Genomic DNA, 25,747 nt, shown 5'->3' with positions numbered 1-25,747 from the left:
AAATATTTTTAGAAATTTAGATTAAAACCTACCAAGAAATTCTTAGATACCGGCATATATCCGCCATCAAATCCTAGTGTATTATCAGTATTTGTCTGAATCTCTGGATTTAGACCTGAGTATTTGGTAATAGTTATTAGATTTTGTCCCTGTACATATAAGGATGCTCGACCAAACCCAATTCTAGATAAGGTAGCAGTAGGCAAATTATAAGTCAATTGAATGTTTCTGATTCGGAAATAAGAACCATCCTCAATAAAGTAGCTTGATGGACGGCTACTTACTTGATCATTCGCATCCATAATAGGAGCTGTGGCATTCGGATTAGTTGCTACCCACTGCGACTTAGGCGCTGATGGGTTACTTGGTTGCCATGCGTTATAAAGAGCATCTTTTGATCTGTTACCTTGAAATGTGTTGAAATCGGCGAAGTATCGAACATAGTTAAAGATATCATTACCTACAGAACCATTACCGAAAATGGTAAACTCAAAGTTCTTGTAACCCAAATTCACATTGATGCCATACGTAAAGTCTGGATGCGGATTTCCAATTACGGTTCTATCGAGGTCAGTAATCTCTCCGTCGTTATTTACATCTTCTATTTTGAATTTACCCGGAGCATTATAGCTTCCGTAAGAAGCATGAGAATTAGCCTCTTCCTGAGTTTGGAATATTCCTAGGACATTGAAGCCATAGTAAGACGACAATGGCAATCCTGCCTGAGTCAAAGTTACCGCCGGAACTCTTGATCCAAATCCGAAGAATCTGGTGCCTTCATTGTCATCCAATTTATCCACCACATTTCTATACACTGAGATATTACCAGAAACACTGTAACTAAAATCTCCACCTCTGTCCGTGTTTTTATAACCTAGATTTAGGTCAATTCCTTTATTTGTGATTTGACCCACATTTGAAGAAGGAGCTGATGCATCACCTGCAGTGAAAGTAATAGGAATAGTAAATAGCATGTCTGTAGTAACTCGCTGCCAAACATCAAACTCAAAATTAACCTTATCCCCAAACATCAAAACATCCAATCCTAGGTTGTTAGAGGTAGTTGTTTCCCACTTAGCGTTAGGATTTCCGAATTTTTGTGCATCAAACCCGATTGTCGGTGAAGAAGTGGATCCATCAATAGGATATCCAGCATTGAAAATATTAGATCTGTAGGTAGTGAAGGCATTGTAATCACCAATAGCTTGATTACCAGTCTTACCCCATCCATATCTCAATTTCATGTCAGTCACAAAAGGCAATGCTGATATGACTGCAGCCTCCTCAGACAATCTCCATCCCAAACTGAATGCAGGGAAAACCGCACTTCTTGATGCTGACAAGAATCTAGAAGAAGCATCATTTCTTACGATAACTTGGATTAAGTATTTGTCATCATAAGAATAATTGAATTTACCAAACTGAGAAAACAAGCTGTAATCTCTGAATACGTTTCCTGAGTTAGATGCTGTGGTTGCATCACCTAAATCCAAATAGCTAAGGATTTCAGGTGAGTTAAATGCAAATCTTTGTCTTCCTGCCGAGAAAGACTCACCAAATTCCTTGATCGCTTCAGTTCCGACGTACACGTCCACCTTGTGAATGTCATTAAACGTCTTCGTATAGCTTAAGACATTTGACCAAACCCACTGATACTGATAGTCACTAGTTGCAGTGGTACTGTTGATGAAATTTCCTTCTACATATTCAGGCTGAGGGCGACCTAGATATCTTCCTCTACTTATATTTGTATCAATACCTAGACTTGTTTTAAATTGGATATTGTCAGTGAAATCATAAGAAGCATAAGCGTTTCCAAAAACCCTGATTCTGTAAGTTCTGTTGTCTTGCTGACGTGAAAGCACTGCAAAAGGGTTGAAATTATTCCCTAAGTTAGCCCCTCTACTTCCTGCAAAATTCCCCGCGATATCATATATTGGCAACAAAGGATGGTGCTTGTAAGATCCAGATACGGCATTTTGCTCATTCTGATTTCCAAACCCTCCTTTTCTGTTATCAAATGTTACCGAAAAGTTTTCTCCAATCGTCAATTTATTGTTAAGAGCTTTGAACTCAGTGTTAGCTCTCAAAGAGTATCTTTCATAACCAATGAACTTGATGATACCTTCTTGATTGAAATATCCGACTGACAAAGCATATCGACCGCTCTCAGTACCACCAGCTGCAGAAATTTGATAATTTTTAATAGCCGCAGATCTCGTCACCTCATTCCACCAGTTGGTATCAGCTGACTTAGTGATTGCATAAATATTTTCCGGTCTCAACGAATAAAGCTCAGGGTCAGTAGCAGGGTCGCCATTCATAGCTCCACTTGGAAAAACATAATCAGGAATCCCAACTTCTCCATTTGGACCAAAAGTATATTGTCCGTGAGTTGGAGTTTTGCCTGCATAGATATCAGCTAGATACAAATACTGACCAAGTTCTGCTGAATTTAACACCTCCGTAGAATTTCCAGACTGCTGAGTTCCATAATAGGTATTGAATGAAATTGTTGTCTTACCTACTTTCCCTCTTTTTGTAGTAATGATAACCACACCGTTTGCAGCTCTTGATCCATAGATAGAAGCAGCAGATGCGTCTTTCAACACTTGAATAGATTCAATGTCGGCGGGGTTGAGATTGCCTTGTCTCTCTGTAGGTACACCGTCAATCACATATAAAGGATTATTGTTGCCGATGGTGCCAAAGCCTCTGATACGCACAGTGGCTTCACCCCCTGGAGTAGCATCGTTGACAATGTTCACCCCGGCAGCTCTTCCTTGAAGCTGCTGAGCAAATGTAGTAGCGGGAATAGAAAGCAATTCGTCTGTATCCACTGTGGTTACTGCCCCAGTAATATCTCTTTTAGACTGAGCTCCATAACCAGTCACAACAACCTCCTGTAGTGACCTTTCTGATAGTTCCAATTGAACATTGATCGAGGATCTGTTCCGAACCACTTCTTCCAATGTAGCATACCCAACGAAAGAAAACACAAGTATTGATTCATTGGAAGAAGCTTCAATACTGTAATTTCCATCAATATCAGATACTACCCCTGTAGTAGTTCCTTTTATAGTTACAGTTGCACCTGGCAGTCCAATTCCAGATTCATCTAAAACTTTTCCTGAAACATTGATTTGAGCGAGTACAACCGTACTCGAAATAGCCAAGAGCATCATTAGTGCACTTAGATTTTTGCAAATATTTTTCATAAACATAGATAGATTGGGTAACAAGGTTAAATTCAAATACTTTTCTTTTCATATTTGTTAATGCAATCGTTTGCGATCTTGCTCAAAATAATTGCATAAAATCCCTACATGGAATTCAAGAAGAAACTGCAATTATACCTTGGTAGTTAAGTCGACTAATTAAGAAACCTTTTAGTTTGAGAGCATCAGAAGATGCTTTGGGGAGGGAATACTACTTCTAAGTAGAAATAGGTCATAGGCAAATATTTTGGGTTACTTTAATTGTACTAATTCCTCAATGTTAAAAAATCTTAAATAAAAATCAAATTCAAAGACAATAATAAAATTTGGAATTTATTCAAAATCACAGTAGATATCTACACCATGGATAGCTTACACAGCTCCAATTTAGCGTATTTAATGAGTTTACCAAAAACCAAAATAATACAATTCAAAAATTCTTTCTTGTCATTGCTAGACGAGATATTAAATAATTGTTACTTCTTTTTCATTTATGCTAACAGATGGCCTGAATATTTGAAAAAAATCATCAGAAGACCTGATTTCTTCAAAAATCGGATCAACCAATGCTTTCTGATAAATTAATTCACTAGCGTGAATTGCTTTATCCAATTGCAGTAATGCGACCTCGGTTTGACCACTTTCTGCAGCTATCATTGCAAGTCCATAAAAGCCATATCCGTAATTCCTTCCTGCCATCACTGACTGCTCAAATGACAAACTGGCGTTGGCAAAATCCTTTGATAGAAAATAGGCTAATCCCTTATTAAAAAAATCCTTTGGCTCTGAATAAGGATAATCAAACCGGAGTGTAGCCAGCTTATAATCCCCTCTCATGATATCAAGTGCTCCCCTCAAACTTTCGTTATACTTCAGAAAATCCTGATTACGAGTAAGCACAGAAGCATCAGATAGTTTCTTATACGCATCCCATGTTTTTCCTTGCAGAACCATAATATGTCCTTGGTTATGAAGCACATAGGGATTGGTATCAATTTTAGCGGCTTGATAAAGCAAGTCATTCGCTTCTTTCCAAAGCAAATCCTTAGTGTCTTGATCAAGTGTACGCTGAGCGAGACGCATCTTCACTACCGCCAAATTATTATAAGGTATCACGGATCGAAATAGCTCTGTCATCTTACTGTAGATTTTCGCTTTATCCTCCATTCTCGGTGTGGTCTCTCCAGCAATCGCCCAATCAGCTAGATCTAGTCCCGAATTTGCTGTGCTCTCTTCTAAGGCCTTTTGAAGGACAGCGCTCTGAGATTGGTCAAGTCCTGGTAGTGGTTTTGCCACTACCTCAATTTTGACAGCTCTTAGATTTGGAAATAAATCACTTGCAACTTGATTGAACCCTGGAATCTTTTTTAATGCTTGGGTTTGGCTCTGATAATCTGACCCGTCTAACAAAATAGCATAATACTGATCTTTTCTTTGAGTGGATATCTTTTCATATTCTCGAAGTAGTAGCCGAAAATCAAACCAATCGTTCCATCTTGAACTCACTTCTGATAAACTATCCTTAAGGTTAATATTTGATTCTCTCAAAAGTCTACTTACAGCCTCTGATCTATCCATTCCCAATTTACTGCTCTTACCTTCTGAATTTTGCGGGGATTGAGTCCCTGTAATCTTTAAAGATACAACCGATGAATTTTCAGTCAAAAAAGTCTTCAAATCAGCAATAGCTTGCATGTTTGCACTATTCATATTTATAGTGGATGATCCTTCTTCGAACTTGATCAGGAATTCCTTCGAACGGGAAAGATCTGCATCCATCACACCTGTTGAAATAAAAAGTCCTACTTGAGGAATAGGTTCATCGGGATTGACCGCGCCTATTTTTGCCAGTAACGGGGTAGTGATCACACCTCTGGCAAGAATCTTCTTTTGGTAAGGTACAGCTTGAGCTTTTTTCCCCTGAAAAAATTGTGCTTCCAAAAAAGCTCCTTCCATCCATGGTTCATAAGCAAGGACGAAAGATTTTTTGTAAGAATACGCAGCCAGGTTCTTGGTCAATTCAAGCCCTTCGAAGAGCATAGAGTGTTCCGAGGACTTAAGCAGAATATTTACTTTTGGGTTTTTCGGACTAAGAACTGATTCGATTGGAATGGTTCCTGTCACCTCAAACCGAACAGAATCCCTAAAGAATTCTAGCTTTCCTGGGTTCACTTTGGAATCTTCCAAGAAATCAGTTTGGGGCACCATTATTGAACTACAAATAAGAGGCAATAATATGACTAAAAGCAAAACAGGTTTTTTCTTAAACAATTGGTCTATCATTCTTATTTATTAATTCACAAGTCTTTTTTCTAAATTTACCGCAACGAAACCACCTATTACTATGGAAAAGCTGAAAATATTCTTCGAAGAAAGAGCATTTGGGGTTTGCTCGCGCTTGGGTGAAAAACTCAACTTCCCTATTGACAGCATTCGTTTATTCTTTATTTATGCCTCTTTTGTTACGATGGGCTCACCGGTGATATTATATGTGAGCATGGCGATGACAATGAAAATCAGAAAGTTCTTCCGGAAAAAGAATAATCCAGTACTTTTCGATTAAAGCTGATCGTAGCTCTTTTTACCTAATACCTTCCAATACCAAAAGATCAGGTTGATTTTTCCTTTTCTTTTCACCTCTTCTCTTCCATCCACTTTAGGTTGGAACTTCTCAATTGTACTTTTTTTCGTTCTAAAGTCTCGATAGGCATCTAATACTGCTTTTGAAAACTCCTTTTTGCCTTGGCTTATAAAACTCATAGCAGCTAAATGCTCTAACAAAGATTTGACCAGAAAAATCCAGAAAAATCTAGACGAAGTCTCATTCTTATAAAGCATACTTAAGCTATTCCTAATATTCAGGTACATTTTCTTAGGACTAGCCCTATCAAGCGTGGCTCCTCCTAGATGATATACTTCCACCGAGCCTTGATAGCCTATTTTCCAACCGGACTTCCGCATACGCCAGCAAAGATCAATCTCCTCCATGTGGGCAAAAAAATCTGAGTCAAATCCCGACAACTGATGGAAAAGTGTAGACTTTACCACCATGCAAGCTCCTGAAGCCCAATCTACGTCAATAGCATCATTGTAATTTCCCTTATCTATTTCTACCGAATCCCAAATCCGCCCTCTGCAATAAGGATAGCCATAGGCATCTAAAAAACCACCTCCAGCACCTGCGTAGTCAAATGTGTCTTTTTCTTTCCAAGACAAAATCTTAGGCTGAAGTGCAGCATAGTCAGGATGAGCGTTTATCCAAGCTATCAGATTTACATCCCAACCGGCTGTAACCTCCACATCGGAATTGAGCAGTATAAAATATTCGTAGTGGTCTTCAATTTCAGCTAGGCCTTTATTGTAACCTCCAGCATAGCCAAAATTCTCCTCAAGTTTGATTTGCTGAATTTGAGGATAGTTTTTCTCTAAAAAATTTAATGAACCATCAGTACTTGAATTGTCTATCACCCACACATCATACGAACTATACATACAAACAGAAGGAAGAAATGTATTTAGCATTTCTTCCCCGTTGTAATTCAGAATGACAATAGCACAGGATTTCATGTGTTTATAATTGATTTTTATTGGCCACATAGCCTGTCCCGAACTTGATTCGGGAGAATCTCGCAAGGTCAATCATCTCTTTGTGTGACGCTTGAGTCATGCCTGCCTGCCGGCAGGCAGGCTCGATTTCATCCAAACATTCCGCCTAGATCCATTCCAGGGATATTTGGAATCATGCCTTCCGTAGCTGATTTCATCTCCGCTTTGATCTTCATCTCTATGGCTGTCATCGCAATATTGGTAGCAGCTACAATCAGGTCACTCAGCATTTCCTTGTCTTTTGGTGAAATAAGTGAGTCATCGAATTCTATACTTACGACTTTTCTATCTCCATTTACGGTTACTTTCACCATACCCGCTCCAGATTCACCTGTCGCTGTAAGATGCACAAGCTTGGCCTGTGTCTCTTTGATTTTTTCTTGGGCTTCTTTCACTTTGCCCATCATGCCCATTATATCAAACATATTTTCGTTATTAAGATCCCCTCTCTATTGTGATTATCAATTTACTTCAATCGCTCAACTGCTTCCTCCAAACTTACGGATTCCTGAGCACCTGTTTCTAAATTTTTCAATGCTATCACATTGGCTTCAATCTCAGCATCACCGCAAATGCCAACAAATGGAATCGCCTTTTTAGAAGCGAAATCAAGTTGTTTTTTCATTTTGGTCAAATCAGGGTAAAGTTCTGCTTTGATTCCAGCTGCTCTGAATTTCTTCAATATTCCTAAAGCATAAACAAACGCTTTCTGATCAAAGTGTGTCAAAAGAATTTTCGTGCTCTGAACGCTATCCTCTGGAAATAAATCCAGCTCTTCCAACACATCGTACAAGCGATCTACGCCAAACGAAAATCCGACTCCAGACATTCCCGAAAGCCCAAAAACTCCCGTTAAATTATCATATCTACCACCACCACTGACGGATCCTATAGATACATGGTTCACTTTTACTTCAAAAATCCCCCCTGTATAGTACGAGAGTCCACGGGCCAGCATAATATCCAAGTCTACGAAATCAAGGTTTTCACCCATGTTCGTCAAGATCTGAAACACTTCTTCCAATTCGCTTACACCTTGAAGTCCAATCTCACTAGATGCCAAGAATTCTTTAAGAAAAGCCAACTTACCTGCATGATCAGCCTCCAACGTGACTAACGGAGCCAATTTCCCCACTGAATCCGCTCCAAAACCCCGCTCACTTAATTCTTCTTTGACTTTCTCCCAGCCGATTTTATCCAGCTTATCAATTGCTACGCAAAGCGGACCTTCTTTTCCCGCTTCACCTATAGCTTCAGAAATTCCAGTAAGGATTTTTCGGTTGTTCAATTTGATGCTGTAATCATTCAGTTTCAATTTTTCGAAAACGGATCGGATCATCAGAATAATTTCTGCTTCGCAAAGTAAACTATCCGTACCAACCACATCTGCATCACACTGATAAAATTCGCGGTATCTACCTTTCTGAGGTCGATCAGCACGCCATACAGGTTGAATCTGAAAGCGCTTGAATGGAAAAGTTAAATCATTTCTGTTCATCACCACAAAGCGGGCAAAGGGAACAGTAAGATCATAGCGCAAGCCTTTTTCAGAAATCTTTGTAAGAGTTTGCTTGTAGCCAAGCTGCAAATCCTCCTCCCCTACATTCTTCAGGTAATCCCCACTATTCAGAATCTTGAAAAGCAACTGATCACCCTCATCGCCGTATTTTCCGGTCAAGGTGCTTAGGTTCTCCATTGCTGGAGTCTCGATCTGATTATAGCCAAAAAGTTGAAAAGTGTCCCTGATTGTATTTAGGATATAATTTCTTCTGGCCATCTGGACGGTCCCAAAATCACGGGTTCCCTTTGGCAGACTTGGCTTTTGCATAGCTTATTTTTTGGTGATTAGCTGCCAAATTTATTCAAAAAAAAGGAAATGCTCCCTGATATCAGGAAAGTCCAACAATTAAATCCCAAAATAATTTAGGCTAAAAAGAAATGTTTATTTACTTTTGCGACTCGTTTCGAAACAATACTATTAAAAATATACGACCATGGCAGTTACTACACTGAAGAGAAAACTTAAAAGAAAAAGACAATCTCAGACCACACGTGTGATTAAGATCAAGCAATTGTCTGCTCAGCCTGTAATCAGAAACGTGGACGTTGAAGAGCTTAAGAAGTCTTTCGCGAAATAATTTTATTTCTGCAAAAACATTGAAGGCGGTCATTTGATCGCTTTTTTTTGTTTTGGACCACTTTTTAACCACTGTGAGCACAGAGAGCAACGCGGAGTACACAACTTTAGACTTCCTTATTTTTTTGAATTTTCAAAGGATTTGAGAGAATCCCTTCATCGCCATGAAAAGCTTACGAGTGGCAATCTGAGTGGCTGTTCCGCTTCTTCTAGAAGTCTACTATATTTCCCGAGGATACTTGATGGAAAATATGCGGATTACCTTGGAAGCTTACAGAGAAATTACCGGCCATATTCTCAAAACCTATCAGGTATGAATTACATTGGCAATAAGCTTATTACTGAATCCTGAGACTGAAAACTGCGACTCTTTTCACTTTTTACATTCTACCTATTACAAATCCTACAACTAACTACTTACCAGTAAAAATCAGCCCAACTTCCCTCGTTTCCCCAGTTCCACCGCTCTAAGATTTTTCACTTGCCCAGCATCCAAATCAAAAAGTAGCATAGTCCTCATCACGTGAAACCCATGCTGCCCAATAGCTCCTGGATTCATGTAGAGACAATTCACTGTTTTATCAAATTCTACTTTGCAAATATGTGAATGCCCACAAATAAAAAGATTAGGAGCCGATTCTTTAATTTTCACTTTGACACCTGTGGCGTAGCGGGGAGGTTTGCCCCCGATGTGCGTCATAAGCACCTTCACTCCTTCCAGGGTGAATTCCTGCCATTCGGGGTAAGCTTGCTGCATCGCCTTGTCATCAATATTTCCAAAAACAGCCCTTACTGGCTTTCCCTGAGGCAATGATTCCATCACTTCAAAGGTCCCAATATCCCCGGCATGCCATATCTCATCCACCTCCTCTAGATAGGAGAGCGTTTTGTGGTCTATATAACTATGAGAATCAGAGATGAGGGCGATCTTGGTAGGCATTTGAACTTAATCTTGCTAAATTTTCATTCCAATATGGAATAGCAATCGTTCACATCAAACTCATAAAACATGAAACTTCAAAAAATTCTCATACTTACATTTGCCATCATTCTTGTGAGTACTGTATTTACCCAAGCTCAATCTTCTAAGGTAATAGCCCTTAGCGTAGCAGAATTTGAAGAACTGGCAAAAAACAAAGGCGCGGTACGAATACTTGATGTACGCACTCCTGAGGAAATGGCTGAGGGGCATTTGCTGGGCGTAACTAACGTTGACTATAAAAATAATAATTTCAAAAGTGAGATTGCCAAGCTGGACAAAAAAAGAACTTACCTGCTATACTGTAAAACTGGAGTCAGATCCGGAGATGCAGCATCAGTTATGAAAGCGGCAGGATTTACTCACATCTATTCCTTGGACGGAGGAATAGAAGCTTGGCAAGAAGCTGGAAAACCTATAGAAAAATGACAATAATCAAATCAATTAATCCCTATTCAGGAGAATTACTCGCGGAATTCCAATCTCATTCTGAAGAAGATATTGAGAAAAAGCTGAGTGCTGGTTCAATAGCATTCTCCAATTGGAAAGAAACAGACGTTTCTAAAAGAGCTGAATTAATGAACAAAGCAGCTAAGGTATTGAAGGATAAGCGTGAAAAATACGCCAAGATCATTTCCCTGGAAATGGGGAAAGTCCTCAAAGAATCTTTAGCAGAAGTTGATAAGTGCGCTTTAGTCTGCGAGTATTATGCGGAAAAAGCTGAAGAATTCCTCAAAGCCGAGCCGATTGATTTGCCGGATGGCAAAAAAGCCAAAGTAATTCATCAACCCCTTGGAATCATTCTGGCGGTAATGCCTTGGAACTTCCCGTTTTGGCAAGTCTTCCGCTTTGCCGCTCCCACTCTAATGGCTGGCAACGTAGGCGTATTGAAGCATGCCTCCAATGTTCCACAATGCTCTCTGGCAATTGAAGAAGTCTTCACTGAAGCAGGGTTTCCAGAGGGTACTTTCCAAAGCCTTCTGATTGATTCCAAAGTCACTACCAAGTTGATCGAAGACGATAGAATCAAAGCTGTCACGCTCACTGGTAGTGAAAAAGCAGGGGCATCTGTAGCTGCGGCAGCAGGAAAGCATATAAAAAAATCCCTTCTCGAATTAGGCGGCAGCGATCCATTCATAGTTCTCAAGGATGCGGATATCAAAAAAGCTGCGGAAACAGCGGTAAAAGCCAGGATGATCAATTTTGGGCAGAGTTGTATTGCCGCCAAACGGTTTATTGTAGAAGAAGAAGTTTACGAAGATTTCCTGACACTCTTTGTTGAACATTTCAGAAACCTGAAACAAGGAGATCCGATGGAAGAAGGATCTGATTTTGCTTGCATGGCAAGACCGGATCTGGCAAAAGAACTTTATACTCAGGTAGAAAATTCTGTGAAGGCTGGAGCTACTCTCCTTTTCGGAGGTGAAGAGCCTGAAGAAGATTCAGCTGTATTTCAACCCACGATTTTGACTGCTATTCCAACTAATGCTCCAGCTTATTATGAAGAGCTTTTTGGGCCAGTAGCTACTATTTTCAAGGTAAAAAATGAAGAAGATGCTATTGCCTTAGCAAACGATTCTGAGTTTGGTCTGGGAGCATCTATCTGGTCAGAGGACAAGGAAAAAGCGGTGCATTTAGCTTCAAAAATAGAGAGCGGTGCAGTCTTCATCAATGCTATGGTAGCATCCAATCTGCACCTACCTTTTGGCGGAGTAAAAAAATCAGGTTTCGGAAGAGAATTGAGCAGATATGGGATTTTAGAGTTCGTAAATTCAAAAACAATGTATTTGGGCTAATCTATTAGGGATAAAGCAGGCTTAATTTTTGGTTTTGGCCAATTCCTTTCTATTTTTACGAGCCAAAATTTTGTCATAACTAATGAGAGAAATACAGTTTCGAGAAGCCTTAAGAGAGGCAATGTCTGAAGAAATGAGACGTGACAAAGACGTTTTTCTGATGGGCGAAGAAGTCGCTGAATACAACGGAGCATACAAAGTGTCCCAAGGAATGCTAGATGAATTCGGCCCTGAGCGTATCTATGATACTCCTATTGCCGAGCTTGGTTTTTCCGGATTAGCTGTAGGTGCTGCGATGAACGGTTTAAAACCCATTGTCGAGTTCATGACGTTCAACTTCTCCTTAGTAGCAATAGATCAGATCATTAACTCCTCCGCAAAAATGCTAGCCATGTCAGGCGGAGCTTATAGTGTACCAGTCGTTTTTAGAGGTCCTACCGGAAATGCAGGACAGCTTGGTGCTACGCACTCTTCTAATTTCGAAAATTGGTTTGCTAATACTCCAGGTCTGAAAGTAATCGTTCCTTCTAATCCATACGATGCAAAAGGCCTTTTGAAAGCAGCCATCCGTGACCCAGATCCAGTGATTTTTATGGAGTCTGAGGTAATGTATTCCGACAAAGGCGAAGTACCTGAGGGAGAGTACCTTCTTCCAATCGGCGTAGCTGAGGTGAAGAGAAAAGGAAAAGACGTGACTGTTATTTCCTTTGGGAAAATGATGAAGGTTGCTCTTCAAGCTGCTGAAGAAATGGCTAAAGAAGGGATTGAGGCCGAAGTCATTGATCTTCGGTCGGTAAGACCTATCGATTACGCCACTTGCATGGAATCTGTGAAGAAAACCAATCGCGTAGTGATCGTAGAAGAAGCCAATCCTATCGCAGGTATTTCATCTGAATTGACTTACCACTTCCAGCGCTATGCATTTGATTACCTAGACTCACCTGTAATCCGTGTGAACTCCATGGACATTCCTTTGAGCTACTCGCCAACTTATATTGAGGCTACTTTGCCAAATGTGAAGAGAACCGTAGATGCAATTAAGAAGGTCTGCTATAAAGATTAATAAAGCTGATTCTAAATATATTAAAGCCCGACTTCATGGATATGGAGTCGGGCTTTTTGTTTTTAATTGAAGTCGTTCTGCGACAAAAAAAGAAGATCGGACGCAGTCATGAGACTGCATTGGTTAGGGTCCAAGCCTGCCTGGCAGCAGGCAGGTCTGAAGACTCATGATAGTACCTTGAACCAAGTAAGTGATTGGAGCAAAACACTTGCGTACTCCGCGTAAACCTCCGCGCTCACTGTGGTAAATTTGAATCTCCAAGCATAAAAAAGCCCGCCCTCAAACTAGGACGGGTTTTCCTCTTGTAACCCAATCTACTATTTACTTTTTTTAATTATTTATTCTGAGTCATTTCAACATTACCACTTCCGCCTTCTTTCAAATCATCATTAGTCACTGATTTCTTCTTTCTAGGCTTCTGATCTACGCTTAGCTTACCTATTCTGTAGCTAAAGTTGATTTTGAAATTCATGTTACGCATGATGTTCGTGCTGTTCTGAACAATAGTTGGTGTAATGATCTCGTTTTTAATTTTAAATTCTTTGGAAAGGAAGTTATCTGCACCGAAACCAATGCTACCTCTTTTCTCATCAAACTGCTTGTTAAGCCCTAGTCCATATGCTGCAAATCCTCCAGAAGAACCTTGCAGTTGCACACTTCTACCTCTAGCAAAAGTGAACACCTGAACTTGCCAGTCTTTAGGAAGTGTGTAGTTTCCGAATAGACGACCACTTACTACGAATCCTTCATTGGAGGCTGCGTAATCGGGATCTGTAAGACCGTTATCAAGCATTGCATAGTATGCATCCACACTACCGTTCAATGAGAACTTATCACTGATGCTGATATTGGTAAAGATGTTTGTTCCCACTGCATTTTCTTGACCGATATTGTCATAGCTAGTGTAAATAACACCATCATCCTGAACAGTTCTCACGGACTGAATAGATCCTGTCGTATTTCTGAAGAATCCACTGAAGCTTATCATAGTGCCTTTGAAGAAGGTGCTATAGCCCAACTCATAATTGTCAGTGTATTCAGGAGACAATTCAGGGTTACCCTGAGAAATTTGAAGCGGGTTAGATGCATCAATATTTGGATTCAAAAACCTAAGCGATGGACGGGAAATTCTTCTGTTGTAAGCCGCCTTGATCAGGTTGCCATTGGCAAGCTTTCTACTCAAGTTCAAACTTGGAACAAACGTGCCATAAGAAGGGATATCTGCAACTGCCTCGGTTTTGAAATCAGCATTGATCGTAGTATACTCATATCTGATACCTGGCTTGATCGTGTAATTTTTAAACAGAGTAGCTGTGTATGATAAATAACCAGCCGTTACGTTCTGATCGTAGCTAAATTCATTGTTGAAGCTTGGGTTCAGGTTCTCTACATATTCGCCATCAGCTCCGTCTGCTTGGAAATAAGCAAAGTCAGAGTAAGCTTTTCTTAAGATGTTTTTTGCCCCATATTCCAGGATAGAATTACCTTCTTTTCCAAGTGGCTCCACAAAGTCAAGCTGTATAGTAAACTCCTCATTTTTACTAGGATTGTCATTTTTCAATCGAGAATCGATGGTGGACAAATCCTCTTCAAACAGTGTATTTACAAAAGAATTCTCCCGATTATTTCTACTATACAGAGTCAACACAGAAATCTCTTTTCCTTTTTTCTCAAAAGTCTTAGTGTAGTTTAAGCTGACATCTATGGAATTTGAGTTGTCTTTAGTATCTGTCTCTCTTAGTGCATTTCTCACTAAATCACCATCAAGGAAATTCTGAGTAAGGAAGTTGTTCTGGAAATTTGTAGAGTTTCTGATGCCGAAATTCACTGCTGCCGTTAAGAAGTTGTATTGGTCAATTTCATAATCCGCCCCGAAGTTATATCGTCCAAAGAGAAAGTCTCTTTTAGTATCTGCTGACTGAAGTACAGTTGAGATAGAGTTGTCAGGATTTGTCACAACCTGCATGTTATCAAAGCCACCTGGCGTATTATAACCCGCTCTACCAAACCCACCCAGAGTAAATCCGAACTTGCCTTTTCTTGCACTTGCATTAAGTCCAAAATCAGTACCTCTCAAGCCTGTACCTGTACGGATATTGGCAGACATGCCTTGTAGATTATTCTTTTTAGTGATGATGTTTATCACCCCTGAAGTACCTTCAGCATCGTATTTTGCAGATGGAGAAGTGATTACCTCTACTGATTTGATTTCGTCAGCAGGAATCTGCTTCAATGCATCTGTAATGCTGCTTGCCGCAATTGCTGAAGGCCTACCATCAATCAGCACTGTGATATTGCTACTTCCTCTCATGGACACATTACCATCCAGATCCACAGAAAGCATCGGTACCCTTCTTAGTACGTCTGTTCCATCGCCACCTGCAGTAGTCTTATCATTTTCAGCTTTATAGATTGTACGATCCACTCGCTCTTCGATCAAATCACGCTGACCTTGTACCGTCACTTCTTCCAGAGCAAGTCCTTCGTCAGTCATTTCAATTTCTCCAATATTAACATCTCCCGTTTTGGAGACTACTTGGATACCACTGATCGTCTTGGTTTCAAAACCCAAAAAGCTAATCTTCAAATCATAAGTTCCAGGATCCATACCTGTGATGAAAAACATCCCATCGCCGTCAGCAACTGCTCCAGCAATATTGGTCTCACTTCCGGCGACATAAAGAGCAGCTGTAGCATAAGCCACAGGATCTCCTGTATTCACATCCTTGGCAATACCAACGATTTTAGCAGGAGTAGTTACTTTTCCCGTGGTCTGCTGGGCTATTACGCCACTAGTGCTGAACAGAAGAAGAACGGCGATAATGTTAAATAATTTTTTCATTTTTAGTAGGTATTTGCTCATTTGGGCTGGTGATTTAAGAATTACTCTTTTTCCTTTGAAGCCCTTTATTGATCACCAGTTATTCTCAATTCTTGGACCTCGTGCTAGTTGATACCCCAAAACAACAGGGTTTGTTTCGCAGTTTTTTCGTAAATAGACGGCTAGGGTAGTTTCATCGACAAACACCCGTTTTCATCGGATAAAACCTTCAAATCAATCTGCGAGTCGGTTCATCTGTTCATATAGCACTTTGGTAGTTATAATCGCCGAATTGGTAGATTACATTTTATATAAAGGAGTGCTTTGCGTTAGTTTGAATACTGAAAATCAGATTTATGATCAATCTAAGTCCTAAGAGAAGAGTTTCGATTCTAGTACATATTCTGGGATGGGCCATGCTAAGCACGGTGCTATTGCTTCTTTCCCCACTCTCCTGGCGTGTCGACATCCCAGTAGAGTTTTGGGTTAGGCAAGTATTCATGGCAGTGCTGCTTATCTGTATCTTTTACATAAATATGCTCTGGTTTGTACCCAAGGTATTATTACAGGGAAAGCACGCAGTATATCTATTGACTATCATACTTGGAGCAGTGCTCTTTGTTGGCTTGCTTATTTATGCCGAGAATTCCCTGAATTTGCAGGAACTGATGCATAAAGCTTTTAACCCAGATGAGCCTTATAAACCAAAGCCTCGCAGAACGTCTGGCGATATATTCAACATCATGCTCTATCTATTGACCATTGGAATCAGCACCTCTGTAGCTTCTGTGCAAAAATGGCAAAAAGATGAGTCGCTCAGAAGAGAACTGGACCAACAGCGAATCAACACAGAACTTTCGTACCTAAAAGCCCAGATCAATCCTCACTTCTTCTTTAATACCCTTAATAATATATATGCCCTCACAAATTTGGATGTAAAAAAGGCTCAGGAAGCTCTTTTGAAACTATCTAGAATGATGCGCTATGTATTATATGAAAATCAAAAAAATGAAACATTACTGAGTAGAGAAGTCAGTTTTATAAATGATTACATAGAATTGATGAAAATGAGGTTAACTGAAAAAGTAATCCTCAATATCTCTATAGACGACCCAAAAGACGATCTGGTGATAGCTCCTATGCTTTTGCTCCCATTTATGGAGAATACTTTCAAACATGGAATAAGCAGCCAGCAGCAAAGCGAAATTATGATTAAACTGGAGATTATGGGCAAAACCGTATTTTTCGAAACACGAAACCATATTTTTCCGGTACATTCTGATAGTCCAGAAGCTAAGGAAAATGGCATTGGTTTAGTAAACACCCAAAGACGACTGAGCCTACTTTATCCGGATAAACATCGCCTGAAATTTGGTAAAGACGAAGCCAAACAAGAGTATTGGGTAAATCTTACTATCAATCTAGAATGAAATCGAGCATGTCCCAAGCGTCACAGGCCGGGATGATTATAAGATTTGCGAGATTCTCCCGAATCAAGTTCGGGACAGGCTATGTGACCACTGAAAATCAAATTATATACACATGAAACTCAACTGTGTTGCCATAGACGATGAGCCGCTTGCACTGGAATTACTCAGCAAATTCATTGAACAAACCTCCTTTCTGAATTTAATCGGCAGGTTTTCCAATGCTATTGAAGCCTTGGGATTCATCAATCAAAATGAGGTGCAGCTTGCTTTTATGGATATTCAGATGCCTGACTTGTCCGGTATGGAGCTCGCACGAGTATTGGATGGAAAGAAAAATTCGGATAAGACCAGGATCATTTTTGCAACAGCCTACCATCAGTTTGCTATCGAAGGATATAAGGTAGAAGCACTCGACTACCTTCTCAAACCTTACAGCTACGAAGACTTCTTAAATGCCGCTACCAAAGCTTTTTCTTATTTCGAAAAACAAGCGCTACCTAGAACTGAGGCCACACCCGTTGAATCTTCATCTCAGGAATACATTTTTCTAAAGGTAGAATACCAACTAGTCAAAGTAATGCTAAAGGATATTGCTTACGTGGAAGCATACAAGGATTATGTAAAAGTGCACTTGCTTTCTAAGCCGAATCCAGTTCTTTCTTTGACCAGTCTGAAAAGCATGGAGGAATTGCTTCCTTCGGATAAGTTTATGAGAGTTCACCGATCCTATATCGTGGCACTAGACCATATAGACTCTGTATCCAAAAATGTGATCCAAATCGGCAAAAACCACATCAGCGTAAGTGATAACTACAAAGAGGCTTTCTTGGAGTTTATGAGTAGATGGATGAATTGATTTTTTTTAAATAATACTGTTTAAATATTCCTCAGCTGTCATCACCGGCAAGGTAGAACCCTTAAAGTCTTTTCCATTTCTAGTAAGGATGATAAAGCAATTTGCCTGCAATGCTGTAAAATACTGAACCGCATCTTCAAAATCTTTAAAACCTGAGTTCAATCCTTTCTCAATGGTTTCTTCATCCACAACACATACCTCGCAGAGAATTTTAAACTTGCGTAGTTTCTTTAAAACTGAATCTAAAGATTCAAATTTACTTAAAACGTAATCTGCAGTAGTAAATGAAAGTGGGGAAGCAATTACAGTAATCCTCTTCTGATCTGCCAAGGTCACAACCTTTGCAATTGCATCATAAAAAGGAGATTTTTCTCCCAATAGATCCAAAATAACATTGGTATCTAAAAAAATCCTGCTCATCTGTATTTCTGTTCCAAATAATCAGCTCGATCCTTTTTATAGTCGTAATCAGCAGGTATTTTCACCCCAGTAGAAATGCTTTTCACAAATGGAGAAATTTCCAGCTCATCAGTTGGCTGATCTGAAGTCAAAGAATTAAGGTAATTCTCAATCAATCGAGACAAGCTCAACTTCTTCTCTGACGCATATAGCTTAGCTTTTTCAATTACCTCTTGATCAAGTTTTAAAGTGAGTTTAGTATCCATATGTAATTATTATACGTGCAAATATAAAAATTTAATACGTAAAAATATTAATCTTGGTTTTTATACAGGTAAATAAGCTTAGCGACCGACTAGTATCCAAATCGGGAAAAATCACATCAGTGTAAGCGACAACTACAAAGAGGCTTTCTTGGAGTTTATGAGTAAATGGATGAATTGATTGGTTGATTTCTCTGCTATGTTTTTTTGCGTATGGCAATTTGAATATGGTTTGATGTGTAGTTCGTCAACTGATTTAGTAAATACCAACCAAAATGAAAATCCTTGCGGATTTTCGCAAGTACGCTAGAATTGGCAATAAATTAAATGCGGTGTTTTGTAGGTAGTGGTTTCTATCTTAATTTCTCAATCGAACCATTATTCAATGAACAGTTCAGCAATTTTCAATACAAATTTTTGATCAAAATTTGTGCTTAGATTACTTGTTACTGCAATAGACAGTTCTTCATTTGGATAGAGTAGTAAAAAAGAACGTCCGCCTATTGAACTCCCCCCGTGATGCACATAAGTTCGACCTAAGCTATCAAGGTCTTGTCTCCATCCAAGTCCATAGTTTGTTTTTTGTCCATCAGCTAATGTTGCTGGTGTCCATAAAAGCTGGGTGGTTGATTCTTTCAAAAATTGATGACTTAATAAACTTTGACACATCGTGACAAGGTCGAAGGGTGTGGAAAGATAACCACCACCTGCCCATTTATTAGAATTGTTTACGTAATAGCCATTTACTATTTTCCCATCTACTTCATCATAAAATCGAACCCGATTACTGATAATGTCATTATTATAATCAGGCATAGTGTTTTTTAAATCCATAGGCAGCAGTATACTTTCTCTCATAAAATCGATGAAATCCACTTTTGTTACACCTTCAATTACCGCGCTTAATAATACATAACCATAAGTTGAATAGCTGTATTTCGAACCAGGTTTAAAAAGCAGGGAGTCCTCTTTAAAAATATTGATGCTCTCTTGTACAGATTTGTAGTTTTTGTCACTGAAGTATTCTCCATTCCTATAGTTATAATCTCTGACACCTGCAGTATGTGATACCAGTTGACCAATCGTAATTGGGTATTTCTTTTCAGGAAAGTAGGAAACATATTTCCGAACATCATCCGATAGACTTAATTGTCCATTTTCGATTAGTTTGGTGATTGCTAAAGCTGTTAATGTTTTTGATACACTGCCTATTCGAAATTTGGAATTAATCTTTATAGGAGTCCTGTTTTCCAAGTCTGCAAATCCAAATCCTTGTGCCCAAATGAGTTGGTCTTTTGTAGCAATAGCCACAGAAAGACCTGGAATGTTCTTTTCGTTCATCAAGTCAACTATAATTCCCTGTGCCTTTTGAACATCATCTGAATACGCCTGATTTATGTAAACCGAATCGGATTGGTCAATTTGAGCAATTGAATATTCAGTAAAAATCAAAAATCCCAAAAAGCTTAAAATGTATTTCATAATTATTTCTGTTTATGTTAGCTAGACGGTTTCCTGCCAATACACATAATGTTCAAATATGGCACGTGCCTCGGTACTTTCAAATATCGCCAATATTTCAATTTTACCATGGTCGTTTAAGTAACTCAGTAGAGGCATGTGCTATATCACTTATTTATGTGTATTCATACTTTCAATTTGCAATTCCACTCCTTCAATAAAGCTTGGTAAAAAAAGAGAGTTATGCGTTTCATTTTTGTAAAAATGGTAATTCAATGATATGTTATCTGTCTTTTTCAATCCTTGGATCAGCTGTTCAATTTTTTCTTTGTGGAAATCCGGAACAGGTTGATACGTAATTAGAACATTAACCCTATCTTTTTTAGGAATTCCCGTTTTGATAACCTTTATGACTTCTCCGTCACTATACCAAATTGAAGGATCATACAAGTGAAGAGTAGTAAAGGGGTGATTCATGGATAAAATGTAACCCGCAAAATATCCTCCCATAGAGTGACCAATCAAAGTGTTATTTCCGTTGGTCGAGTACAAGGAGTCTACAGTTGGCATGAGTTCTTGAGTTAAATAGTTATAAAACTTCATCCCTCCACCAGAGTTGGTGTCATTATACCAAGTAGAGTCTACCGCTTCACCGTCATATTCCATTCTTGATTGGCTAAATGACAAATCAATACCGCGTTGATATTCGGAATCAATATGCGGGATACCAACTATAATGTGTTTATCAATTTTATTATTGGCAGAATAGTCAAATTCAACATTTCTAATCAAGTTAAATCTCCACTCTGCATCAAAAACATACATTACGCTATATTCCAAAGTGTCTGAATATTGCAGAGGAAGACTTACCCAGAAATTGCGCTCTTGCTGCAAGTGTTCTGACTTTAGCCTGTGTTTATTGAAGCTGAAGGTACAAGTGTCTGTCTGAGCAAATACATTTATACTCAATGCAGAAAAGATAAATAGTAATATAGCACTTCTCATTATTGTATCTTTACACATAACGTTTTGAAGAGACCCGAAGGCGGGGCTTTATAGAACACTTCCCTGCCCACCCTTGACAAAGGTAGCCACGAAGAAGGAGCCTATCAGAAACCACAATCCGTCCCACATTTTTCTGATGTGCTACTATAGCACGTTTTATTCGTTTTTTGTCGATTTGTGAAAGTCTCCTTTTGCCCATTTTTCCTGTAATTCGAGGTATTTCCCTTTCGGTTCACAAGTCTTCCAATCTATAATGTTTTCCTTGCAAACCTTTATGTGAAAAATCAAACCAATAATTGGGTGTCCTAGTATGAATATCAAACCCCAATGCCCGAACCAATGCACTAAGGCAAAAGAAACTCCCATATAAAAAATAAATTTTCCCGGAATTTTCCATCTCGGTCGGACAAAACGTCCATTATGAAAGTAACCCGAAAACCATACTATTGTAGCCACAACTAAATATGTTATTTCGATATTACTCATTCTTTTTCTCCTCGTTGATCTAGGTCACCAAAAACTACAGTTCCTGCCTTCTCGTTTGTCTTATTTTCTTCATCTGATTTTAATACCATTTCAATGTCTGGCTTTTGGTAGATCTACTTTACAAAAGTCAATTTTGTTTATCCCTTTACACTCTAGCTTTTGCAATAAGAGTTTTATTGAATTACCATAAACATTATTGCCTGAAAAACAGACAGTTAGTCATTTTATATTGCCCCACAACATGCGCATAAATCAAATCTATTGTTTAAATTAATCATAGCTAATATAACAGCCATGAAAACAATCCTCCAATTTATTGGCCTGTTGCTGTTCCAATTTTCAGCAGTCGGCCAGACCGCCCGCATTGTACATCTTGAACATTCACTCCGCTGGCAAACTGAAGATAACTTCCCGAAATTTCTCGATGACTATGTATTGGAGCGAGAGCTGACGACAGAAATAGACGAGCGCCTTCGCCAGCACTTACAATGTTCGGAGATCATCTGGCCGGATCATTTTGACTATCGCCTTATAAGTGGATTCGGCAAGACTAAAGTTAAAATGCCCAAGCCTTCTGACGCCGATTTCGACATTGCCATTGCCTCGTCCATCACCCGGGGTACGACCAATTACAAGGTCCTTTGGAATATGAATGTGATCATCAGGAAAAACAAAGAAGTGATTCTTGATAAAATAGTGGAGCACGAACTCGATCCATACTCCGTGAGTATCCGATTTAGCAAACAGCCATGGATGGATGAAAATGAGTTTATGAACGTTTTCTTATTCATGTTTGATGAATGTGTGGGTTTAATACCAAATTCTCCTGGTCCTGTTTCGCTCGGATCGTCGGAATTAATACGGCAGCAAGTGGCCACACACATGCCCATAGAAAAAGAATATACACTCGCCGTAGCCGGTGCTATGATGCAACAATCGAACACCAGCTATAAGTTGTTGCGCGATTCACTTGTGCTCAGCGACTTTTCTTACAAGCCGGGTGGTTTATTTGATGTTGATTTTAACGTGAGCGGCAATGAAATACTGGCGGGTATATTTTCTCAAATCACCGGCATAGATACCTACTACACGTTGAAATCGAAGGAAAAAAGAACTGGAGCCATATACACACACGACGGATTGAAGCGCAAGGTAAGACTTGACTGGCTCGAAGAATCGTTGAAGGCAACCCTTGATGATGATGAACTGGACTCAAGAATACTTTCACCGATAACCGGTGCCTATTATGACCAGGATCTCCTGATCGCTCAGTTTATTTTTTATAAGCAAATAGTGAGAATGAATGACATTTCTCTGCACAATTTACAATTTCAGATGGGCGATGATGACCTTTCGGAAGCGTTGTATACCATTACAGGATATTACAAAGGAAACAAGTTTGAAGTGGTATACAGAGAATACGACAGGTTGGTAATGATCCGGATTCAGGACCAACTCGATGCCATCCTTTCCCTTATTAATATCAACCCGGAAAGCAGCTCCCATGGTGGTGCTAAGCTTTCCAAAAACATGGGCACTATAACAACTTCGCAAAAAATATTGTCCATGCCTGAATTAAAAATTGAGAAGGCGGAATTGTATCCGCTTTATACACGTGCCGAAGTTGATGATGAAGCCGCAACAGAAATGGGATATTTCTTGTTGCTCTTGTTTTTTACCATGAGCAATGTGGGATAATAGTACAAAAATAAATTTAATCCGGCCAGGTCTCAACCTTGTCAAGCCATTCATAAAACTCGTGAATACTGGATTCGGAGCTACGAGCTAGCAAAACTTGTTTGTATGTTTCTGAGCGCAATGCCAAAATTGCATCTTGTATCACCCTCATTGATTTTTCGTCCTCTTTTTTTTCCTGATAGGTAGTACATAGTTTAAAAGCACAATCTGCATAATTCACTATTGCTTCTTGGCATGCTTGAGGAGGGTTGGCCAATTCTTTCACAATTGCGAACATTTCTTCAGCAAGTGGGATATCCATTTGCGCAATCGCACAGTTAAAACCAATCGTCGCAATTTTTGAGCTGAAACCCAGAATAGCTTGATGGTCTGGAAATTTCTCCGCCAATTCGTTCAATTCCTTAACAGCTTTTGCAATCATATTAAACTGCCCTAGCTGCGAACAAGCATCTGCGTCTTTCATTAGTGCATATCCCCACAAAATGGCATAATCAGGATTTTTTGGATGTCGCATTTGCCAAATTCGATTGATTTCTTTAAGTAAATAATTAGAATCGCGGTATCGTTTCGCTAAGATAAAGGGTTCGATCAGCCAAAGATCGGATTTGGCCAAGGTATATTCCAGTTCCACAATATCATCCTCATATACTTCCAATTTGAAATCCATGATATCTTCATAAGAGCTTGGATTTTGAATAATACGCTGCTTTGTACGTAATCTGTATAAGCCTCTAATAATCTGGTTCATTCTTTCTGCATCCCCAATGCGATCAGAATTGAGGTATATATTTATTAGTGAATCAGCTGCCTTAGCCAGTTCAACATACAGCATAATATTATTTTCAAAGTGCTTACAGAAGGATCTAAGGGTCTCAAGATATGCTTCACGCTGTTCAAGTTCACCTTCAGAACAGACTAGGATTCTTAAGCTTCTTGCATACTGAGCCTGCAGTTGATTTTCCTCAGGATGTTCTTGTACAAGAATGTATTGGTCATCCAAAATTTGATTTAGAATGCTATTTTTTCCTGCGGTCAGCAAAGAATTTATTGCATTGGCAGATCCGTGACAATATGCCAGGCGAGTACTAAAAGTCGAATATTCTTTAAATGTTTGCTCCTTTGCGAGTTGCAACATGCTGTTTGGATCTTCAGGTAGTTCTAGCCATTCTTTACTGGATAAAAAAGTGAATGCTGCCTTTACCAACATATCCTCAGCATCAATAGTCCTCAATTCATCCGGCTTAAGTGATGAAAGAAAGCTGAATAGTAACCTGGCATTTTCGATCTTACCGGAAGATAGATTGTCGTGAATCCCCGCAACAACAAGACTTCCCCAATAAAGTAGATCTATATCAGGTCCTTCAGGCCGATATAGAAAATAGATAGCTGCTGGATGATCCCCATAATCAATGATGAGCCGATTAAGAAAGAATATCAATTTTGAAGGAGAAACATACTTAATAAGCTCGATAAAAAAGTTCCTCTGCTCGCTTCCACCACATATTTTCCAGGCTGCTGAAGATAAATCCCTAGCATTCTTGGCTGTTAGACGTTCATTCCTGCCTTTAATGTGATTCAATACGAAAAATTCACCAACCAAATCAGGTTTTAAGGGAGGCAGATCCTCGCCTTCCAGAGCACACCCACTCATTGCACTATATAAATTCCTATCAAAAGACTCAAAGTTTGGCAAGTCTATATTTAAATCTGTCTGTTCCAAAACAGCCTCAGTTAATCCACCAACCATTGTGGCTAAAGCGAGCAAATTCTCATATGGTCTGGTCACACCAGCTTCTAACCAACTCTGACGTTCTCGGCCGAGTACATCGAGCATCAACCGTTCACGATCCCAAAGACGGATATTTCGTCCTGATATCAATGCATCAGTAGCCAGAATGGTATAAAGCGGACGACAAAGTGGATCAATAACCTTTAGATCTGATATCAATTGTTCTCTTGGAGGCAAAGGCAAAGATGCAGTTTGATCTTGATTCAAGATATTTAATCCTTCCCACAAAACTTCTTCTGACATTGATGTCAGCTCAATATCAGCAATCGAATATCTTACTTGTTCTAAAACATATCTCTCAGAACGGTTCCCTAAGAGTTTCTCAAGCCATTGACCTTTACCTTCACGTTCAACCAGTATAACGCGAACAAATAAATGTCCATCAGTAATTTGTTGGTTTTGCACAAGCCCATTAAATATATTCCTCGCTTCATCAATTCGCTCTGCTGCATAATCTATAATTATGAGCGTGTTTTTGTATGGCTTCCAAGTTGCCCAAGAGACAAAACTATGACCAGGTGCTAAAAAACCTGCACGCCAGTATGGAGCGGAGTCTACACATAATTCCTGCACAAGTCGACTTTTACCTGACCCACCTGGACCACTTACTACAGTCCAAGAAAAAGAAGTTTTTTCAGATAGAAAATCACTCAAAATTGTAAGCTCATGAGTTCTTCCAAAGAAGGGAGTCTGCCTTGCCCGGTAAGTCAAACGATTTCTAGTGGTAGGTTTCAGTAAAT

20 protein-coding genes are annotated in these 25,747 nt (G+C 39.3%); 8 read left to right on the top strand and 12 right to left on the bottom strand.

Annotated elements, in window-relative coordinates; all coding sequences use genetic code 11:
• Positions 1-8: 8 nt before the first annotated feature.
• Both SYJ56_RS04260 and SYJ56_RS04255 read right to left on the bottom strand, forming a co-directional pair.
• Positions 9-3,218, bottom strand: coding sequence for a SusC/RagA family TonB-linked outer membrane protein (locus SYJ56_RS04260; RefSeq protein ID WP_323832395.1), 3,210 nt, complete (start codon positions 3,216-3,218; stop codon positions 9-11).
• A 465-nt stretch (positions 3,219-3,683) separates the two neighbouring features.
• Positions 3,684-5,426, bottom strand: a complete 1,743-nt coding sequence (locus SYJ56_RS04255; RefSeq protein ID WP_323832394.1) for a tetratricopeptide repeat protein — start codon at positions 5,424-5,426, stop codon at positions 3,684-3,686.
• Positions 5,427-5,562: 136 nt separating this feature from the next.
• Between SYJ56_RS04255 and SYJ56_RS04250 the strand changes: the two genes are divergently transcribed.
• Positions 5,563-5,781 carry a PspC domain-containing protein gene (locus SYJ56_RS04250; RefSeq protein ID WP_091695064.1) on the top strand — a complete coding sequence of 73 codons (219 nt, stop codon included), beginning with the start codon at positions 5,563-5,565 and terminating at the stop codon, positions 5,779-5,781.
• Here SYJ56_RS04250 and SYJ56_RS04245 read toward each other — a convergent pair.
• The 3 genes from SYJ56_RS04245 to hisS form a co-directional block, all read right to left on the bottom strand.
• Positions 5,778-6,785 (bottom strand): glycosyltransferase family 2 protein, encoded by a 1,008-nt coding sequence (locus SYJ56_RS04245; protein WP_323832393.1) that lies wholly within the window; start codon positions 6,783-6,785, stop codon positions 5,778-5,780. The two genes, SYJ56_RS04250 and SYJ56_RS04245, sit on opposite strands and share 4 nt — an antisense overlap.
• 128 nt (positions 6,786-6,913) lie before the next feature.
• Complete coding sequence (locus SYJ56_RS04240) at positions 6,914-7,249, bottom strand: YbaB/EbfC family nucleoid-associated protein (protein WP_323832392.1); 336 nt, start codon at positions 7,247-7,249, stop codon at positions 6,914-6,916.
• Positions 7,250-7,290: 41 nt separating this feature from the next.
• A complete protein-coding gene (gene hisS, locus SYJ56_RS04235; RefSeq protein WP_323832391.1) occupies positions 7,291-8,652 on the bottom strand; it encodes a histidine--tRNA ligase in 1,362 nt (453 codons plus the stop codon).
• A gap of 166 nt (positions 8,653-8,818) precedes the next feature.
• On the opposite strand from hisS, the gene SYJ56_RS04230 reads away from it, so the two are divergent.
• Positions 8,819-8,962, top strand: a complete 144-nt coding sequence (locus tag SYJ56_RS04230; RefSeq protein WP_170857096.1) for a hypothetical protein — start codon at positions 8,819-8,821, stop codon at positions 8,960-8,962.
• 429 nt (positions 8,963-9,391) lie between these two features.
• Here SYJ56_RS04230 and SYJ56_RS04225 read toward each other — a convergent pair whose 3' ends face one another.
• The gene (locus SYJ56_RS04225) at positions 9,392-9,901 is read right to left on the bottom strand and encodes a metallophosphoesterase family protein (protein ID WP_323832390.1); all 510 of its coding nucleotides are present in this window, start codon (positions 9,899-9,901) and stop codon (positions 9,392-9,394) included.
• Between the two features lie 69 nt (positions 9,902-9,970).
• Here SYJ56_RS04225 and SYJ56_RS04220 point away from each other — a divergent pair, with 69 nt between their 5' ends.
• From SYJ56_RS04220 to SYJ56_RS04210, 3 genes are all read left to right on the top strand, one after another.
• Positions 9,971-10,369 (top strand): rhodanese-like domain-containing protein, encoded by a 399-nt coding sequence (locus SYJ56_RS04220; protein WP_323832389.1) that lies wholly within the window; start codon positions 9,971-9,973, stop codon positions 10,367-10,369.
• Positions 10,366-11,736 carry an NAD-dependent succinate-semialdehyde dehydrogenase gene (locus tag SYJ56_RS04215; RefSeq protein WP_323832388.1) on the top strand — a complete coding sequence of 457 codons (1,371 nt, stop codon included), beginning with the start codon at positions 10,366-10,368 and terminating at the stop codon, positions 11,734-11,736. Before SYJ56_RS04220 ends, SYJ56_RS04215 begins: the two co-directional genes overlap by 4 nt.
• A gap of 82 nt (positions 11,737-11,818) precedes the next feature.
• Positions 11,819-12,799 carry a pyruvate dehydrogenase complex E1 component subunit beta gene (locus SYJ56_RS04210; RefSeq protein ID WP_323832387.1) on the top strand — a complete coding sequence of 327 codons (981 nt, stop codon included), beginning with the start codon at positions 11,819-11,821 and terminating at the stop codon, positions 12,797-12,799.
• Positions 12,800-13,133: 334 nt separating this feature from the next.
• Here SYJ56_RS04210 and SYJ56_RS04205 read toward each other — a convergent pair whose 3' ends face one another.
• The gene (locus SYJ56_RS04205; RefSeq protein ID WP_323832386.1) at positions 13,134-15,641 is read right to left on the bottom strand and encodes a TonB-dependent receptor; all 2,508 of its coding nucleotides are present in this window, start codon (positions 15,639-15,641) and stop codon (positions 13,134-13,136) included.
• Between the two features lie 335 nt (positions 15,642-15,976).
• On the opposite strand from SYJ56_RS04205, the gene SYJ56_RS04200 reads away from it, so the two are divergent.
• Both SYJ56_RS04200 and SYJ56_RS04195 read left to right on the top strand, forming a co-directional pair.
• Positions 15,977-17,050: a sensor histidine kinase gene (locus SYJ56_RS04200; protein ID WP_323832385.1), complete on the top strand. Its 1,074-nt coding sequence runs from the start codon at positions 15,977-15,979 to the stop codon at positions 17,048-17,050.
• Between the two features lie 112 nt (positions 17,051-17,162).
• A complete protein-coding gene (locus tag SYJ56_RS04195; RefSeq protein ID WP_323832384.1) occupies positions 17,163-17,906 on the top strand; it encodes a LytR/AlgR family response regulator transcription factor in 744 nt (247 codons plus the stop codon).
• Positions 17,907-17,912: 6 nt separating this feature from the next.
• Here SYJ56_RS04195 and SYJ56_RS04190 read toward each other — a convergent pair whose 3' ends face one another.
• The 4 genes from SYJ56_RS04190 to SYJ56_RS04175 form a co-directional block, all read right to left on the bottom strand.
• Complete coding sequence (locus tag SYJ56_RS04190; RefSeq protein ID WP_323832383.1) at positions 17,913-18,326, bottom strand: type II toxin-antitoxin system VapC family toxin; 414 nt, start codon at positions 18,324-18,326, stop codon at positions 17,913-17,915.
• Positions 18,323-18,571, bottom strand: coding sequence for a DUF6364 family protein (locus SYJ56_RS04185; RefSeq protein WP_323832382.1), 249 nt, complete (start codon positions 18,569-18,571; stop codon positions 18,323-18,325). Before SYJ56_RS04185 ends, SYJ56_RS04190 begins: the two co-directional genes overlap by 4 nt.
• 375 nt (positions 18,572-18,946) lie before the next feature.
• A complete protein-coding gene (locus SYJ56_RS04180; RefSeq protein ID WP_323832381.1) occupies positions 18,947-20,029 on the bottom strand; it encodes a serine hydrolase domain-containing protein in 1,083 nt (360 codons plus the stop codon).
• A gap of 171 nt (positions 20,030-20,200) precedes the next feature.
• A complete protein-coding gene (locus tag SYJ56_RS04175; protein WP_323832380.1) occupies positions 20,201-21,052 on the bottom strand; it encodes an alpha/beta hydrolase in 852 nt (283 codons plus the stop codon).
• A gap of 762 nt (positions 21,053-21,814) precedes the next feature.
• On the opposite strand from SYJ56_RS04175, the gene SYJ56_RS04170 reads away from it, so the two are divergent.
• Entirely contained in the window at positions 21,815-23,218 is a 1,404-nt protein-coding gene (locus SYJ56_RS04170) for a hypothetical protein (protein ID WP_323832379.1), read from the top strand.
• A 16-nt stretch (positions 23,219-23,234) separates the two neighbouring features.
• Here the strand turns inward: SYJ56_RS04170 and SYJ56_RS04165 are convergent, their stop codons facing one another.
• Positions 23,235-25,661, bottom strand: coding sequence for a hypothetical protein (locus tag SYJ56_RS04165; protein ID WP_323832378.1), 2,427 nt, complete (start codon positions 25,659-25,661; stop codon positions 23,235-23,237).
• Between the last annotated feature and the right edge of the window lie 86 nt (positions 25,662-25,747).

Origin of the sequence: Algoriphagus aurantiacus (assembly GCF_035156405.1) — a bacterium.
In the GTDB taxonomy this organism is placed as follows: domain Bacteria; phylum Bacteroidota; class Bacteroidia; order Cytophagales; family Cyclobacteriaceae; genus Algoriphagus; species Algoriphagus aurantiacus.
Note: the sequence above shows the minus strand (reverse complement) of the source record. Positions and strands in the feature narration are given on the sequence as shown.